The sequence below is a fragment of the Jeotgalicoccus sp. S0W5 genome, assembly GCF_011634875.1.
Lineage (GTDB): Bacteria > Bacillota > Bacilli > Staphylococcales > Salinicoccaceae > Jeotgalicoccus > Jeotgalicoccus marinus.
In genome coordinates this window covers 62,225-76,476 of the sequence record NZ_SIRQ01000006.1, presented here as the reverse complement: position 1 = coordinate 76,476, position 14,252 = coordinate 62,225, and the positions used below count along the sequence as shown (strand labels likewise).

Here is a 14,252-nt window from a genome sequence, read left to right as displayed (position 1 = left end):
TATATGTTTTCTTTTCACAATACAACGGATATTCACTTTGGTGCTGGTGTGATTACTACGATTGAAGAAGTGTTACAGGATGCCGGTTACGAATCTATTATTCTCGTTGCTTCAAACTCACAAGTGAAGAATGGGGTTAGCGACTTATTAAAGTCATTATTATCGGGCAAAATTAAAGATACTGTTTCAAATATTGAACCCAATCCTACAGTAGATAATGTAGACAGTATCATTGAAGCATGTCATAGCTTTAAGGCTGATGCTATCATTGCTGTAGGTGGTGGCTCGACGATGGATGCTGCGAAAGCGGCAGCGGCAGCAGTTGTTCGTGATGTAGACGCTCGGACAATTATCGATGATAAGCGAGTCAACGGGGCGCTTGATGTGATTGCATTACCGACGACGAGTGGTTCTGCATCTGAAGTTACACCGTTTAGTGTCATCAGTGATAAGGAACGCGGCTTAAAAGTATCGTTAAATAGCCCAGATTTATATCCAAAACATGCTTTTGTTGACCCGGAACTCACATATACGTGTCCACCATCAGTCACAGCGATTTCAGGTATTGATGTTATTTGTCATGCACTAGATTCTATTGGATCTAAGAATCACAATCCAATTTCTGATGCAATTCATTTAAAAGCTTTAAAGCTTGCCTTTGGAAATCTAGAAACAGCATTTAATGAGCCAGATAATGTGACTGCTAGAAAAAACATGGCCTTGGCAAGTACTATGGCGGGTATTGGTTTTAGTCAGACTATGACGAGTGGATCACATGCGACGAGCTACTACCTAACTTCTGAATTTGACATACCTCATGCAGAAGCTTGTGCCTTTACGCTTGATCAATGGATCTTATATAATGCGGAAATAGATAATCGAATGGATAATATTAGTGCTGAACTCGGTTTTAAAAACACACGTGAGATGTCAGACGCAATTAATGACCTAAAAGAAACATTAGGACTTCGTATGACATTTGAAGATTTAGCTATTGAACGCGAGCATATCCCAGAAATTGCACGTCAAGCGATGGCCGCAGGAAATTTCAGAAATAATCTTGCAGAGCTAACTGAGGACGAAATGATTGAAATGTTGGAGAGAAAGTAGGTTATTTAGAGTGACAAAAAAGAAAATCCACGTTGTTGGTGCAGTAATAGAAAATGATTTAGGTGAAATCCTATGTGCTCAAAGACCAGAAGGTAAAAATCTAGCCTTAAAATGGGAATTTCCAGGTGGTAAAATTGAGGCAGATGAATCGCCTGAAGATGCTTTAAAAAGAGAATTGATTGAAGAGATGGCACTAGATATTACAATTGAAGATAAGATCACAACGACCACTCATGAATATGATTTTGGCATTGTTGAGCTGACAACTTACTTTTCTAAGATCAAGAGTGGCACAGTGGAATTACTTGAACATGTACAGATGAAATGGTTGCCTGCAGCTGATATTGATAGTTTGGACTGGGCACCGGCAGATATTCCTGCAATTAAGATTATAAAAGAGAAAAAAGGGAATAGAATAGAGAATTAATTCACAGGAGGGGTCACTCAATGGACTTAATTAAAGGTTTACTCGGTTTTATATTTAAAACTTTTGTTATTTTATTTGCATTAACGGCAGTGGCTGTCGTGGTTCTAGCATTTTTCCTTAAAAAGGATGTAGATGAAATCCGTGAGTTTACTGAAAGCATTAAAAACGACTTATATCGCGGAAGAGCATAAAAAATTGTCCGGAAGATTCCGGACAATTTTTCATTTGTCATTGAGTGCTTGATCTAAGGTCTCGATATTTTTAGCCATCATCGATTGATAAGTTGCATCTTCAGGATCGTTATCAGTCAATGTTTCTAAATTGTTGAAGTAGAGTGGCTCAGTGTTGGTTTCATCTCTGATGACATCAGTGACGGTCGATGTGACATTCGGTTCATATAATATATAAGGAATATTTTGCGCTTGTATCTGATCGATAATTTCAGTCAGTTCCTTTTGTGAAGGTTCTTGGTTGCTTAATCCATTAATACCAACCTGATGAAAACCATATTGTTCGGCTAAGTAACCGAGAGATTCGTGGGAAATGTAGACATCTGTATAGACAGGATCCTCTGTAATTTCAGTGAGCTGCTTATCGATATCTTCTAAGTCTGTTCGTAAATTATTAAAGTTTTCTTCGTACATATCACTATGTTCGGGCTGAGCATCAATTAGCGCATCTTTGACAGATTCTGCCATAATTATAGCGAGATTTGGATTTAACCAAATATGGGGATCTCCACTACCGTGATCATGATTGTGGTCGTCATCGTGTTCGTGATCATGGTCATCATGACTCGTTGAAATTAAATCGTCTTCATTGATGTTCGCTGTAGTTTCAATGACGTTCGTGTCTTCATTAATTGTATCTGTGATGTTTTTGGCGATAGGGTCTAAGTCATTTGATGTCATCATGAAAATATTACCATCAGCATACTCCATCATATCTTTTTGTGTCGGTTCATAAGAATGCATATCCGCACCAGCAGGGTAAATGGATTCGACCTCAACAGTATCCCCACCGATTTCCTCAACAAAGCTCGTTAAGGGAAAGACAGTTGTATAAATATTTAGTTTACTATTGTCTTCTTCGCTTAAGTTGCTACATGCTGTTAAGAAGAGCAGGGCGGTTATAAGATAGGGAAGAAATTTGATCATGTTTATAGTACTCCTAATTCCGTAATGATTACGATTTAAAATTATAGCGGACTGCTTGATATTATGCAAGTGATATTTAACCAAGAAAGTCTTGAAATTTTAGGAGAATCCTAGTAAAATAAATAAGGTGATTTAAAAAGCATATACTAATCATCTGTGAAATGGATGATCAACTGGCCAGTTGATTCGAGTATATTATCATTAATTATCGATTTCACTTAACAAAGGAGGCGACAGAAATGAGAGTAATCGTTACATTAGCTTGCACTGAGTGCGGAGACCGCAACTACAGCACTAAGAAAAACAAAAGAAACAATCCAGAGCGTATCGAAATGATGAAATTCTGCCCTAGATTGAACAAGTACACGTTACACCGTGAAACTAAATAATTACTTATAGCTATCATCAATTGATGATAGCTTTTTTTAATTTAACCCTTTGATTATGTTATAATGAGTCTGGGTCATTGACTAGTAAAATATTAATAGGGGAGTGCAATATATGACAGTAGTTATGGACGGCAAAAAGGTTGCCGCACACTTGTCCGATGAGATTCGTGAAGCACTAGAGGTTTCAGAATCACATGGTATTCAGCCTAAAGTGGCGTTTGTGAGAATTGGAGATTTATCCGATTCGATCTCTTATGAAAATGCCGCGGTTAAACGTTTTGAAAAATTGGGAATCCAGACTTCTCAGTTCCATTTTCCAGAAGATGTATCGACGAAAGTATTTTTAACAAAGTTTAGAGAAATTAATGAAGATTATTCAATACACGGTATCTTACTCTTACAACCTTTACCAAAACACATTCCAATGAAACGTGTAGCAGAGGTTATGAATTCATTTAAAGATATCGATGGAATGAAAGCATCAAATCTAGGTAAGGTACTCACGAACGATCCTGATCGTTTGGAACCATGTACACCTGCCGCTGTAATGAATATGCTTGATTACTATGACATCGACTTAAAGGGTAAAAATGTCACAGTAGTTGGTGCGAGTGCAGTAGTTGGTAAGCCGTTATCACTGTTAATGATGAACAGAGAAGCGACAGTTACCACATGTAACTTATACACTGACGATCTTGTTGAGAAATGTAAGAATGCGGACGTCATCGTTTCTGCAGCGGGAGCAATTAACTTGATTGATGAACCACACGTCAAAGAAGGTGCGGTTGTTGTCGATGTGGGTATTAACTTTAATGATGAAGGTAAGATGGTCGGCGACGTGAACTATGAAGCAGTTAAAGATAAAGCTTCATTCATTACACCAGTTCCGGGTGGAATCGGTGCAATTACAACGACAGTGCTTGCTTATCATTTAGTTAAGGCAACAGAACACCAGAAAGAACCTGTCTTGTTCTTAGAAAAACAAGAGAACTAATATTTATCGATTAAGATAATATCTAAAATATCTATAAAAGGGACGAAGATTAAATCTTCCTGTCCACACTTTTGACCAATGAGCATCAAGCTCCATTGGTCTATTTTTATAACTTCTAAATCTACGGAGAAGCGAGAACCATCATAGTAGTAGAAAATACGAACTGCACGTTGTTCATTGAGCGCTTTTTGGAAAGTAAATTCCATTTCACTTAAACGATCATCGGACAGTTCAGGGCGTTCAATTTTAGTCTGATCATCCATGAGTTGCTGCACATTTTCAAACTGCTCAGGCATAGTAGCAAAAGGCGCCCACTTGATCATGCCGCGTCCATTGGGAATATTTGAGTTGAGTTGATCCACGGGAAGTTGACGATAATCCATAACTTCAACCTTCTTTCTTAACTGCTTGTTCTCATTATACGAACATACGTTCTATTTTTCAAGTGGTGGATATATGGTAAGTTAATAGTAATAATAAGCTGAGTGAGGACGAAGAATGCGTAAAAAATTAGTTTGGGGAATCATTACTGTCATTGTCTTGTCAGTATTGCTACTTCCTTTAGTTGATAAAACAGCAAGTACGACGCGGGTCATCATTGATAACACAACCAAAGAAATTGTCCATCCGTCCTGCTACGATCAAGCGGACTTAACGAATTGGATAGACGAAGTCTCATTTGGTAGAGCAATAGATGAGTTAGAGTACGATGTTAGAGATGAGTGTTCAAAAGAACGCTTAGAAGAAGGTAAAACAAGCGTGTTGATGAGAATACTGGAGTAAATGGATTATTGTGGGCGGGTCGGCTGGGTCACTGTGAAGTCAACAGCGGTCCGCTAGGAAAATAACGGGTCGCTGTGAAGTTGACAACGGACCGCTAGGAGAAAATCGGGTCACTGTGACCACCACAAGTCGCACAACCATCAACAACCAATACTCAAACAACAAAAGAGAGCACCCAACTGAATTAAGTTGGATGCTCTCTTTTTCATAACAAACAAAAATTATTCTGATAAGGCTTTTGTAATGTTTGGAACGACTTGTTTTTTACGAGATACAACACCTTCTAGAATTGCTGTATTCTGGTCAAGCGCAACATCAAAGGCACGTTCTACTGATGAAAACTCATTTCCTAGTGCGAGTACCTTAGAGTTTGAGTTAAGAATATCCGTAACGATCAACGTAAATAGATCGTAATTTTCTTTGTCGATTTCTGAATTGATTGCTGCTTCAATTTCCTCACGACGGTTGAATACTTCGTCCACATCTACAACGTTGACTTGAGCGATACGTACGCTTTTCTCACCGATATCAAACGTTTTTGCATCTTCAGTGATTAACTGAACTGCTGATTTGTCTTTAGTAGATGCACCGGCTTTAAGCATTTCAAGACCGTATGTTTCAAGATCAACACCTGCTACAGCTTTTAATTCTGATGCTGTATCGATGTCTTCTTCAGTTGTTGTTGGTGATTTGAAAAGTAAAGTATCTGAAATAATTGCAGATAACATAAGTCCTGCCATTTCCTTAGATAATTCCAAGTTTTTCTCTTTGTAAATTTTGTTTAGGATTGTTGCAGTACAACCGACAGGTTCAGCACGGTAGTAGAGTGGGCCTTCAGTTTCAAAGTTCGCAATTCTGTGGTGATCGAAAACTTTTGTAACGACCGCATTTTCGATACCTTTTGCAGATTGTTGTTTCTCATTGTGATCGACTAAAATAACTTCGTCTCCATTTGCCACTTCTGTTAGTAAATCCGGTACTTCTACTCCGAATTCATCTAGGGCGTACTGTGTTTCACTGTTAATATCTCCAAGGCGATATGCCTTTACATCTGAACCGATTTGTTTCTCAATATCTTGGACAACAAGTGCAGAAGTTATCGTATCAGTATCTGGGTTTTGGTGACCGAATATTTTAATTGCCATTTACAGTCAATCTCCTTTTTCATGTGTGTAATATTTTCTTCACTTAATATTTTAACATTTCTTAAGGGTGTCTTCTATATCTTCATATAAAGAGCGATATAACTGTACTTTACCAGGTTATTTTATGTGATAAAATTAGATTATCTATAATTGTTACTCATAGGAGAGAAACGAATGTATAAATATCAAGATGACAGTTTCATGCTTCACACAGATCTATATCAAATAAACATGTCGAAAACGTATTTTGAACATGGGATTCACGAAAAGAAAACGATTTTTGATCTGTACTTTAGACAGATGCCTTTTGGTAATGGTTATGCAGTTTATGCTGGCTTAGCACGTATTATTGATTATTTAAAGAATCTACACTTCTCAGATAGTGACATTGAATATTTAAAATCAATTGGTTATGAGGATGACTTTCTTGATTATTTAAAAACAGTGCGTTTTACAGGGACCTTACGTTCGGTAGTAGAGGGGGAAACGGTCTTTAACAATGAGCCGCTTGTACAGGTAGAGGCGAGTTTAGTAGAAGCACAGTTAATTGAAACAGCGCTTTTAAATATTGTTAATTTCCAAACGCTGATTGCGACAAAGGCAAGTCGTATTCGTGAGTTAGTACCAGGGGATAACCTCATGGAATTTGGTACGCGCCGTGCGCATGAGTTGGACGCAGCGATGTGGGGTGCGAGAGCATCGATCATTGGTGGGTTTGATGGAACGAGTAATGTCAGAGCAGCTAAATTGTTTGACTTAAAAGCAAGTGGCACCCACGCACATGCGATGGTTCAAGCCTACGGCAATGATTACGATGCCTTCACAGCTTATGCTAAAACCCATAAGGATTGCGTCTTTTTAGTCGATACGTTTGATACATTAAAGTCAGGAATTCCAACAGCAATCAAGGTTGCCAATGAATTTGGTAATAAAATTAACTTTGTCGGTATTAGAATAGATTCTGGTGATATTGCTTACTTAACGAAGAAGGCAAGAATCATGTTAGATGAAGCGGGTTATCAAGACGCTCAGATTATCGTGTCTAATGACTTAGATGAAGTGACAATTCTCTCTTTAATTTCGCAAGGAGCAAAAGTAGACGGTTGGGGTATCGGTACAAAACTGATTACTGCCTTTGACCACCCGGCACTTGGTGCGGTTTATAAGCTAGCAGCTATTGAAGGAGAAAATGGGGAGTGGTTAAACCGCATTAAAATTTCAGGTAATATTGAGAAGGTAACCACACCAGGGAAGAAAAAACTATATCGAATTATTAATAAGGATACAGGCATGTCTGAGGGGGATTACATTACATTGTACGATGAGAAATTTGATTACTCTAATCCACTGTTGATGTTCCATCCCATTCATACGATGAAGCGCAAGCTCATCAAGTCTTATGAAGCAGTCGATTTATTACACGACATTATCGTCGATGGAGAAGTCGTCTATGAGTCACCATCTGTTGATGAAATGAAAGAAAAATGTAGTGAAAGTCTCAGTGAAATCTGGGAGGAAACAAAGCGTTTCTTAAACCCACAAGAATATCCTGTAGACTTATCTAACAAGCTCTGGAACGTTAAAAACGATTTAATTGAAGAATTGTCAAATAAGACCTTGGAGTGATTTTGATGTCAGATATCCAAAAGGAAATTATCGAGCGTCTTCATGTTAAAACAGAAATTAATCCACAAGAAGAACTCTCAGAAATCATTAACTTTTTAAAGGATTATGTCACTGATCATCCTTTTATAAAAAGTTTCGTCTTAGGTATTTCTGGGGGGCAGGATTCCACGCTTTTAGGCAAGATTGCCCAGTTGACTGTAGCTGCTTTAAGAGAAGAAGGTAAGGAAGTTAAATTCTACACAGTCAGATTGCCTTATGGCGTGCAAGCAGATGAAAGCGATGCAAGAGACGCGGTCGACTTCATTGAACCCGATGAACGTGTCACGGTCAATATTAAAGATAGTGTGGATGCCAGTGTTGACGCTTTATTGGATAGTGGCTTTACATTAAGCGATTTTGTTATCGGTAATGAAAAAGCACGAGAGAGAATGAAGGTTCAATATGCAATTGCAGCACATACAGGCGGTATTGTGCTCGGGACAGATCATGCAGCAGAAGCGCTCACCGGTTTTTATACTAAGTTTGGTGACGGTGCTTGTGATGTCGCGCCACTAATGGGCTTAAACAAGCGTCAAGGGCGTCAGCTACTTGAATTTTTAAAGGCACCACCACACCTCTATGAAAAAATTCCGACAGCAGACTTAGAAAGCAACAAACCGCTCTTAAGTGATGAAGCAGCATTGGGTGTTAGCTATAGAGAAATCGATGATTTCCTAGAAGGTAAACCAGTATCTCAGCATGCTTTTGATACAATCATTAACCATTATAAACGGTCAGCTCATAAAAGAGACTTACCATATAACCGTTACAATTTACCTAAATAGATAAATAAAGAAAGAGGGCTAACAACCATGTTACAAATGATTAACGAAAACCCAATGTTAATGATTTTAGTCATTTTTATCATCAACATTATTTACGTCACGTTCTTAACGATGCGTACCATCATGACCTTAAAAGGCTATCGCTTTGTTGCAGCTGCCTTTAGTATTTTAGAAACGTTTGTTTACGTCATTGGTCTAGGACTTGTGCTCGATAATCTAGATCGACCACAAAACATCGTTGCTTATGCACTTGGATTTGGTGTCGGTATACTCGTCGGTACTAAGATTGAAGAGCAACTTGCTCTTGGTTATACGGTTGTTAACGTTACGACAGGTAAAAAAGATATCGATTTGCCAAATGACTTAAGGAACTTAGGTTATGGTGTGACACACGGTCATCAATATGGACGTGATGGACAGCGGACAGTCATGCAAATACTGTCACCTAGAAAATATGAAAGAAAATTAATGGAAACGATTCGTGAGCTAGATGATAAGGCCTTTATTATCTCTTATGAACCGAAAAATATACATGGTGGTTTCTGGACTAAAGGACTTAGCCGTCGTCGTATGAAGAACTATGAACCAGAAAATGTAGAAGAAGTATTAGAAGAAATATATGAGCTACAAGAACAGGATGAGGCTAATGGCGCAACAGAAGCAACGAAAGAAAACATTTAAGGTTGGCCCTGATGATACACTTTCAGAAGTCTTAGAAAGAATGAAGGAAGAAGGCTATCAAGTCACTAGACGCATGGAAGTTCCGGTGTTTAAAGAAGAAGGCGGCGAGGTCGTCGTCTCACATCAAGAGACTGTTTTTGAGGGTAAATTAATCAAATAATGAGGATGAGTAATTAATGATCAGTAGGTATACAAGACAAGAAATGGCAGACATCTGGACCGAAGATAATAAGTACCGCGCCTGGTTGGAAGTAGAAATACTCGCAGCAGAAGCATGGGCTGAACTTGGTATCATTCCAAAAGAAGAAGTGAAGAATATCAGACCGAATGCTCGTGTTGACGCGACTAGAATCCAAGAAATTGAAAGAGAAACAAGACACGATGTTGTCGCCTTTACAAGACAAGTATCTGAAACTTTGGGCGATGAAAAGAAATGGGTTCATTATGGATTAACATCAACAGATGTCGTCGATACTGCACAGAGCTATGTACTTAAACAGGCAAATGAAATTATAGAAAAAGATATAGAGAACTTTATTGAAATTTTAGCGGATAAGGCAAGAGAACATAAACACACTATCATGATGGGCCGTACACATGGTGTGCACGCTGAACCGACTTCTTTTGGCATAAAAATGGCGCTTTGGCATCAAGAAATGGTTCGCAATTTGAAACGTTTTAGAGCGGTTAGAGAAGAAATAGAAGTAGGTAAAATGAGTGGCGCTGTCGGCACATTTGCAAATATTCCACCAGAAGTTGAAGAATATGTTTGCCATCATCTTGGTATAGGATTTGCGGAGGTTTCAACACAAACACTACAAAGAGATCGCCATGCACACTATATAGCGGTAATCGGCTTAATTGCAACCTCAATTGAAAAGTTTGCTGTAGAAATTAGACATCTTCAAAAAACAGAAACAAGAGAAGTAGAAGAAGCATTTGCTAAGGGTCAAAAAGGCTCAAGTGCCATGCCACATAAGAGAAACCCAATCGGTAGTGAAAATGTATCTGGCCTTGCGAGAGTGATAAGAGGGTACATCACAACAGCATATGAGAATGTGCCGCTATGGCATGAAAGAGACATATCTCATTCCTCAGCAGAACGTATTATGCTCCCAGATGTGACAATCGCTTTAAATTATATGTTGAACCGCTTCGGTAATATCATTAAAAACTTAACAGTCTTTGAAGAAAACATGAAGGCCAATATCGATAAGACATTTGGACTTGTATATTCTCAACAGATTCTTTTAGCCCTAATCGATAAAGGCATGTCGAGAGAAGAAGCATATGACTTAGTGCAACCGAAGGCGATGGAATCATGGGAAAGTAAGGTGCCTTTACAAGAACTCGCAAGTCAAGATGAGAAAATCACAGCAGCACTAACGAGTGAAGAATTGCAATCATGCTTTGATGAGTCACATCATTTACGCCGTGTAGATACAATATTTAAGCGAGCAGGTTTAGAGTAAATGAAAGCAATTAAATTTACTTTCGTCCTTAGTCTATTATTAGCTCTCAGTGCTTGTAGCGGCGAGGCATCAACTGAGGCAGAGGCAATTGACTACAGTAAAAATTATGAGGCGCTTACGTTTTCAGACTTAGACATTCCAGTCAATGTTGAAGTAATTGATGGGGTGACTTATGCGGATGGTGTGTTAATCGTAAACAAAGAGATTCCGCTACCTGATGATTACAACCCAGGTATGCAACCAGAAGCGGAGAACGCTTATATGACAATGTTTGAAGATGCTAAAGAAGAAGGGCTCAACTTTGAATTGGTGAGTGACTTTAGAAGTTATGATTATCAGGCTGAGCTATATAATAATTATGTAGCTAGAGATGGTAAGGAAGCGGCTGACCGCTATAGTGCCGAACCAGGTCATTCAGAACATCAGACAGGTCTTGCAATTGATGTCGGATCATATGATAGTGCAGTACTCTTACAAACTTCATTTGAGTACACGCCAGAATTTGAATGGTTAGAGGAAAATGCCCATCACTATGGATTTATTATTCGTTACATGAAAGGTAAAGAAGATATTACCGGCTACATGTACGAACCTTGGCATTTGAGATATGTTGGAGATAAGGCGACGGATATTCATGAAAGTGGCTTAACTTTAGAGGAGTATTTCGACCTTATTTAAGAGCTCGTGTGGTGCGTAAAGCACCCACGGGCTTTTATGTTTTTTAATAGGTAAAAATGCTATAATTATCATATGATTTTTATAAAGGACTTGTGACTATGTTAAGACAAACAAAACATGTATTTAAGCTAGATCCACAGAAAAATATTACAGATGCATCACTTGAAGCGACCCTAACATCTCAGACAGATTTAATCATGATAAGTGGTACAGATGGTGTCACCAGACAAAATATCTCGGATTTACTTGAGCGTATCAAAAGCTTCAATTTAGACAAGTCTATAGCGCTTGAAATATCTCATCCTGATGCTGTTGTACTAGGCTTTGATTATTATTACGTGCCAAGTGTGATCAACACTAAAAATATTAAGTATGCACATGGCCTCTTAATTGAGGCGTTAATGGAATATCATGAGTTTATTGAGTATGAAAACATTAGACTCTTACCTTATATCGTGATGAACGAACACTGCAAAGCTTTTAATCGAGCAGAGTGTACTTTGATGAATGACGAAGAATTTCTAGCTGCTATACACATGTTAGATAAGTTATATAAAATGGATTTTATATATGTAGAGTACAGTGGCGCATACGGAGATTATGCACTTGTTAAAGAAGCATTTGATGCGTGTGAAAATAGTCATTTATTATATGGCGGTGGTATTCAGTCCCACTCAGAGGCAACTCAGATGGCCAAGGTAAGCGACACGATCGTCGTAGGAAATATTATCTACGATGATATAGAACAAGCATTGACAACAATCATTTAATAAATGGAGTTTTTTAAAATGGATTTAAGTGGAATGAATAAGGAACAACTACAAGCGATTAAAACTACGGAAGGGCCACTCTTAATCATGGCTGGAGCAGGGAGTGGTAAGACGCGAGTTCTAACACACCGCGTAGCCTATCTTCTAGATGAAAAACAAGTCCCATCTTATAATATTTTAGCGATCACTTTTACAAACAAGGCAGCAAAGGAAATGCGTGAACGTGTAGATAGGTTAATTAAAGAAGATGCAAACAGAATGTGGATTTCAACATTCCACTCCATGTGTGTCAGAATTCTAAGAAGAGACATTAGCTATCTCGGATACGATACGAGCTTTTCTATTTTAGATCCGCTAGACCAACAATCCGTCATTAAAGACATTTTAAAAAATAGAAACCTAGATGTAAAACAGCATAACCCAAGAAGTATATTATCAGTGATTTCAGCCTATAAAAACCAATTGATAAAACCAGACCAAGCGATTCAAGAAGCAGGCGGCTTCCTAGATGAACTCTACAGTCAAATATATAAGGACTATCAAGAGGTGCTCTATCGTAATAGTTCTTTAGATTTTGATGACTTAATCATGCTAACAATTGAATTGTTTGAAAAAGAAGCCAGTGTCTTAAGCTACTATCAGTCGCGTTTTCAGTATATTCATGTTGATGAGTATCAAGATACGAACCATGCACAGTACCGCCTAGTACAGATGCTTGCGGATAAGTATCGAAATATTTGTGTCGTTGGGGATTCTGACCAGTCTATTTATAAGTTCCGTGGCGCAGACATTCAAAACATTTTAAACTTTGAAAGAGACTATCCTGAAGCCACAGTTATAAAACTAGAAGAAAACTACCGTTCGACTAAGATGATTCTAGATGCTGCCAATGCAGTCATTGATAACAACACAGAAAGAAAACCGAAGAACTTGCGCTCTAACAAAGGAGAGGGGGCGAAGGTGGAAGTGAACGTTTCCTTTAGTGAACGTGAAGAAGGGCAAGCCGTTGTCCGAAAAGTTCAAGAGTTGAGTGATGAATACTCATATGGTGATATGGCAGTGCTGTATAGAGCGAATGCTCAATCTCGTGCGGTAGAGGATGCCTTCGTTAAGTCAAGTATTCCCTATAAAATGGTTGGCGGTATGAAGTTCTACAGCCGCATGGAAATCAAGGATTTAATGAGCTACTTAAAAGTCATTCAAAATCCTTTTGATGATATTAGCTTCAGTCGCATTATTAATGTGCCTAAAAGAGGCATTGGGGCAAAGACCATTGAAAAGCTTCAAGCCCATGCAGATCAGTTGAACTCCAGTATTTACGATGCGATTCGTGACGCAGACTTTTTGGGTATACCACAAAAGACTGTTGTTAAATTAGTGTCTTTACTAGAAGTATTGGATAACTTAAAGGAAAAGTCCAAATACTTAACGATGACAGAACTCGTAGACGAAGTATTAAAAGATACCGGCTATCACGACATGTTAGCACAGGATAAAACACTCGAGGCGAGAAGTCGTTTAGAAAACTTAGAAGAGTTTAAGACGGTCACGAAAGAATTTGATAATGAGCACCCTGTCCAAGATGATAATCTATTTGAGTTCCTAAGTGATATGGCTTTAGTTTCCGACCAAGATGGTGTGGACGATACAGTGGGCGTGACGATGATGACCATGCACGCTTCAAAAGGCTTAGAGTATAAAGTCGTCTTCATTGTCGGTTTAGAGGAAGGCGTCTTTCCATCTAAACGTGTTCAATTTGACGACAAAGAACTTGAAGAGGAACGTCGACTCATGTACGTTGGTGTCACACGTGCCATGGACCGACTCATCTTATCAAGAGCAGAGTCAAGAATGTTATATGGCCGTACTGAATCCAATATGATGAGTCGGTTTTTATCGGAGATACCTGAAGCGTTAGTAGAGAATCAGGGTGGAACAAAATTATTCGGTAACACGAATCAGCCCACACCATCTTATGCTAAAGGTCCGAAAAAACGGTCACAGGTTATTCAAAAAAAACCAAATGCCACATACAGTATCGGCGACAAGGTATCTCATAAAGTATTTGGTGATGGTATCGTTTCTCAAATTAAGGGTGAGGGTGATGATACGGAGTTAGACATTGTCTTTCATACCGCAGGGCCAAAACGTCTTTTGGCGAATTTCGCACCACTAGAGAAGAAGGATTGAGACTAG

17 protein-coding genes are annotated in these 14,252 nt (G+C 38.6%); 14 read left to right on the top strand and 3 right to left on the bottom strand.

Annotated features, from left to right (window positions below; translation table 11 throughout):
* Positions 1–3 precede the first annotated feature (3 nt).
* Genes EYB29_RS08505 through EYB29_RS08495 form a run of 3 tightly spaced genes read left to right on the top strand, consistent with a single transcriptional unit; the run spans position 4 to position 1,728 of the window.
* Positions 4–1,110, top strand: coding sequence for an iron-containing alcohol dehydrogenase (locus tag EYB29_RS08505; RefSeq protein WP_026867156.1), 1,107 nt, complete (start codon positions 4–6; stop codon positions 1,108–1,110).
* A gap of 10 nt (positions 1,111–1,120) precedes the next feature.
* A complete protein-coding gene (locus EYB29_RS08500; RefSeq protein ID WP_026867155.1) occupies positions 1,121–1,537 on the top strand; it encodes a (deoxy)nucleoside triphosphate pyrophosphohydrolase in 417 nt (138 codons plus the stop codon).
* A 20-nt stretch (positions 1,538–1,557) separates the two neighbouring features.
* Positions 1,558–1,728: a hypothetical protein gene (locus EYB29_RS08495; RefSeq protein WP_166627065.1), complete on the top strand. Its 171-nt coding sequence runs from the start codon at positions 1,558–1,560 to the stop codon at positions 1,726–1,728.
* A 30-nt stretch (positions 1,729–1,758) separates the two neighbouring features.
* On the opposite strand, the gene EYB29_RS08490 is transcribed toward EYB29_RS08495, so the two are convergent.
* Positions 1,759–2,694 carry a metal ABC transporter solute-binding protein, Zn/Mn family gene (locus EYB29_RS08490; RefSeq protein ID WP_051220545.1) on the bottom strand — a complete coding sequence of 312 codons (936 nt, stop codon included), beginning with the start codon at positions 2,692–2,694 and terminating at the stop codon, positions 1,759–1,761.
* Positions 2,695–2,933: 239 nt separating this feature from the next.
* Between EYB29_RS08490 and rpmG the strand changes: the two genes are divergently transcribed.
* A complete protein-coding gene (rpmG, locus tag EYB29_RS08485; RefSeq protein ID WP_035811226.1) occupies positions 2,934–3,083 on the top strand; it encodes a 50S ribosomal protein L33 in 150 nt (49 codons plus the stop codon).
* A gap of 112 nt (positions 3,084–3,195) precedes the next feature.
* Entirely contained in the window at positions 3,196–4,077 is an 882-nt protein-coding gene (locus tag EYB29_RS08480) for a bifunctional 5,10-methylenetetrahydrofolate dehydrogenase/5,10-methenyltetrahydrofolate cyclohydrolase (protein WP_026867153.1), read from the top strand.
* Here EYB29_RS08480 and EYB29_RS08475 read toward each other — a convergent pair.
* Positions 4,074–4,460 carry a YolD-like family protein gene (locus EYB29_RS08475; RefSeq protein ID WP_026867152.1) on the bottom strand — a complete coding sequence of 129 codons (387 nt, stop codon included), beginning with the start codon at positions 4,458–4,460 and terminating at the stop codon, positions 4,074–4,076. The two genes, EYB29_RS08480 and EYB29_RS08475, sit on opposite strands and share 4 nt — an antisense overlap.
* Positions 4,461–4,575: 115 nt before the next feature.
* On the opposite strand from EYB29_RS08475, the gene EYB29_RS08470 reads away from it, so the two are divergent.
* Complete coding sequence (locus EYB29_RS08470) at positions 4,576–4,860, top strand: hypothetical protein (protein WP_026867151.1); 285 nt, start codon at positions 4,576–4,578, stop codon at positions 4,858–4,860.
* A gap of 221 nt (positions 4,861–5,081) precedes the next feature.
* Here the strand turns inward: EYB29_RS08470 and EYB29_RS08465 are convergent, their stop codons facing one another.
* Complete coding sequence (locus EYB29_RS08465) at positions 5,082–6,005, bottom strand: manganese-dependent inorganic pyrophosphatase (protein WP_026867150.1); 924 nt, start codon at positions 6,003–6,005, stop codon at positions 5,082–5,084.
* 174 nt (positions 6,006–6,179) lie between these two features.
* On the opposite strand from EYB29_RS08465, the gene EYB29_RS08460 reads away from it, so the two are divergent.
* From EYB29_RS08460 to pcrA, 8 genes are all read left to right on the top strand, one after another.
* Positions 6,180–7,631: a nicotinate phosphoribosyltransferase gene (locus EYB29_RS08460; RefSeq protein ID WP_026867149.1), complete on the top strand. Its 1,452-nt coding sequence runs from the start codon at positions 6,180–6,182 to the stop codon at positions 7,629–7,631.
* 5 nt (positions 7,632–7,636) lie between these two features.
* On the top strand, positions 7,637–8,455 hold the full coding sequence (nadE, locus tag EYB29_RS08455) for an ammonia-dependent NAD(+) synthetase (RefSeq protein WP_026867148.1): 819 nt from the start codon (positions 7,637–7,639) through the stop codon (positions 8,453–8,455).
* 27 nt (positions 8,456–8,482) lie between these two features.
* The gene (locus EYB29_RS08450) at positions 8,483–9,136 is read left to right on the top strand and encodes a DUF2179 domain-containing protein (RefSeq protein WP_026867147.1); all 654 of its coding nucleotides are present in this window, start codon (positions 8,483–8,485) and stop codon (positions 9,134–9,136) included.
* On the top strand, positions 9,102–9,296 hold the full coding sequence (locus EYB29_RS08445; RefSeq protein WP_026867146.1) for an NETI motif-containing protein: 195 nt from the start codon (positions 9,102–9,104) through the stop codon (positions 9,294–9,296). Before EYB29_RS08450 ends, EYB29_RS08445 begins: the two co-directional genes overlap by 35 nt.
* A 16-nt stretch (positions 9,297–9,312) precedes the next feature.
* Entirely contained in the window at positions 9,313–10,608 is a 1,296-nt protein-coding gene (gene purB, locus EYB29_RS08440; protein ID WP_026867145.1) for an adenylosuccinate lyase, read from the top strand.
* The gene (locus EYB29_RS08435; RefSeq protein ID WP_026867144.1) at positions 10,609–11,286 is read left to right on the top strand and encodes a M15 family metallopeptidase; all 678 of its coding nucleotides are present in this window, start codon (positions 10,609–10,611) and stop codon (positions 11,284–11,286) included.
* Positions 11,287–11,384: 98 nt separating this feature from the next.
* Positions 11,385–12,056, top strand: a complete 672-nt coding sequence (locus EYB29_RS08430; RefSeq protein WP_026867143.1) for a geranylgeranylglyceryl/heptaprenylglyceryl phosphate synthase — start codon at positions 11,385–11,387, stop codon at positions 12,054–12,056.
* Between the two features lie 18 nt (positions 12,057–12,074).
* The gene (gene pcrA / locus EYB29_RS08425; RefSeq protein WP_035856705.1) at positions 12,075–14,246 is read left to right on the top strand and encodes a DNA helicase PcrA; all 2,172 of its coding nucleotides are present in this window, start codon (positions 12,075–12,077) and stop codon (positions 14,244–14,246) included.
* Positions 14,247–14,252 lie beyond the last annotated feature (6 nt).

Bases quoted from the DNA above. Each gene is read 5' to 3' on its own strand.
- EYB29_RS08505 (WP_026867156.1), top strand. From the start codon at position 4: ATGTTTTCTTTTCACAATACAACGGATATTCACTTTGGTGCTGGTGTG.
- EYB29_RS08495 (WP_166627065.1), top strand. From the start codon at position 1,558: ATGGACTTAATTAAAGGTTTACTCGGTTTTATATTTAAAACTTTTGTT.
- EYB29_RS08490 (WP_051220545.1), bottom strand. From the start codon at position 2,694: ATGATCAAATTTCTTCCCTATCTTATAACCGCCCTGCTCTTCTTAACA.
- rpmG (WP_035811226.1), top strand. From the start codon at position 2,934: ATGAGAGTAATCGTTACATTAGCTTGCACTGAGTGCGGAGACCGCAAC.
- EYB29_RS08480 (WP_026867153.1), top strand. From the start codon at position 3,196: ATGACAGTAGTTATGGACGGCAAAAAGGTTGCCGCACACTTGTCCGAT.
- EYB29_RS08475 (WP_026867152.1), bottom strand. From the start codon at position 4,460: ATGGATTATCGTCAACTTCCCGTGGATCAACTCAACTCAAATATTCCC.
- EYB29_RS08470 (WP_026867151.1), top strand. From the start codon at position 4,576: ATGCGTAAAAAATTAGTTTGGGGAATCATTACTGTCATTGTCTTGTCA.
- EYB29_RS08465 (WP_026867150.1), bottom strand. From the start codon at position 6,005: ATGGCAATTAAAATATTCGGTCACCAAAACCCAGATACTGATACGATA.
- EYB29_RS08460 (WP_026867149.1), top strand. From the start codon at position 6,180: ATGTATAAATATCAAGATGACAGTTTCATGCTTCACACAGATCTATAT.
- nadE (WP_026867148.1), top strand. From the start codon at position 7,637: ATGTCAGATATCCAAAAGGAAATTATCGAGCGTCTTCATGTTAAAACA.
- EYB29_RS08450 (WP_026867147.1), top strand. From the start codon at position 8,483: ATGTTACAAATGATTAACGAAAACCCAATGTTAATGATTTTAGTCATT.
- EYB29_RS08445 (WP_026867146.1), top strand. From the start codon at position 9,102: ATGGCGCAACAGAAGCAACGAAAGAAAACATTTAAGGTTGGCCCTGAT.
- purB (WP_026867145.1), top strand. From the start codon at position 9,313: ATGATCAGTAGGTATACAAGACAAGAAATGGCAGACATCTGGACCGAA.
- EYB29_RS08435 (WP_026867144.1), top strand. From the start codon at position 10,609: ATGAAAGCAATTAAATTTACTTTCGTCCTTAGTCTATTATTAGCTCTC.
- EYB29_RS08430 (WP_026867143.1), top strand. From the start codon at position 11,385: ATGTTAAGACAAACAAAACATGTATTTAAGCTAGATCCACAGAAAAAT.
- pcrA (WP_035856705.1), top strand. From the start codon at position 12,075: ATGGATTTAAGTGGAATGAATAAGGAACAACTACAAGCGATTAAAACT.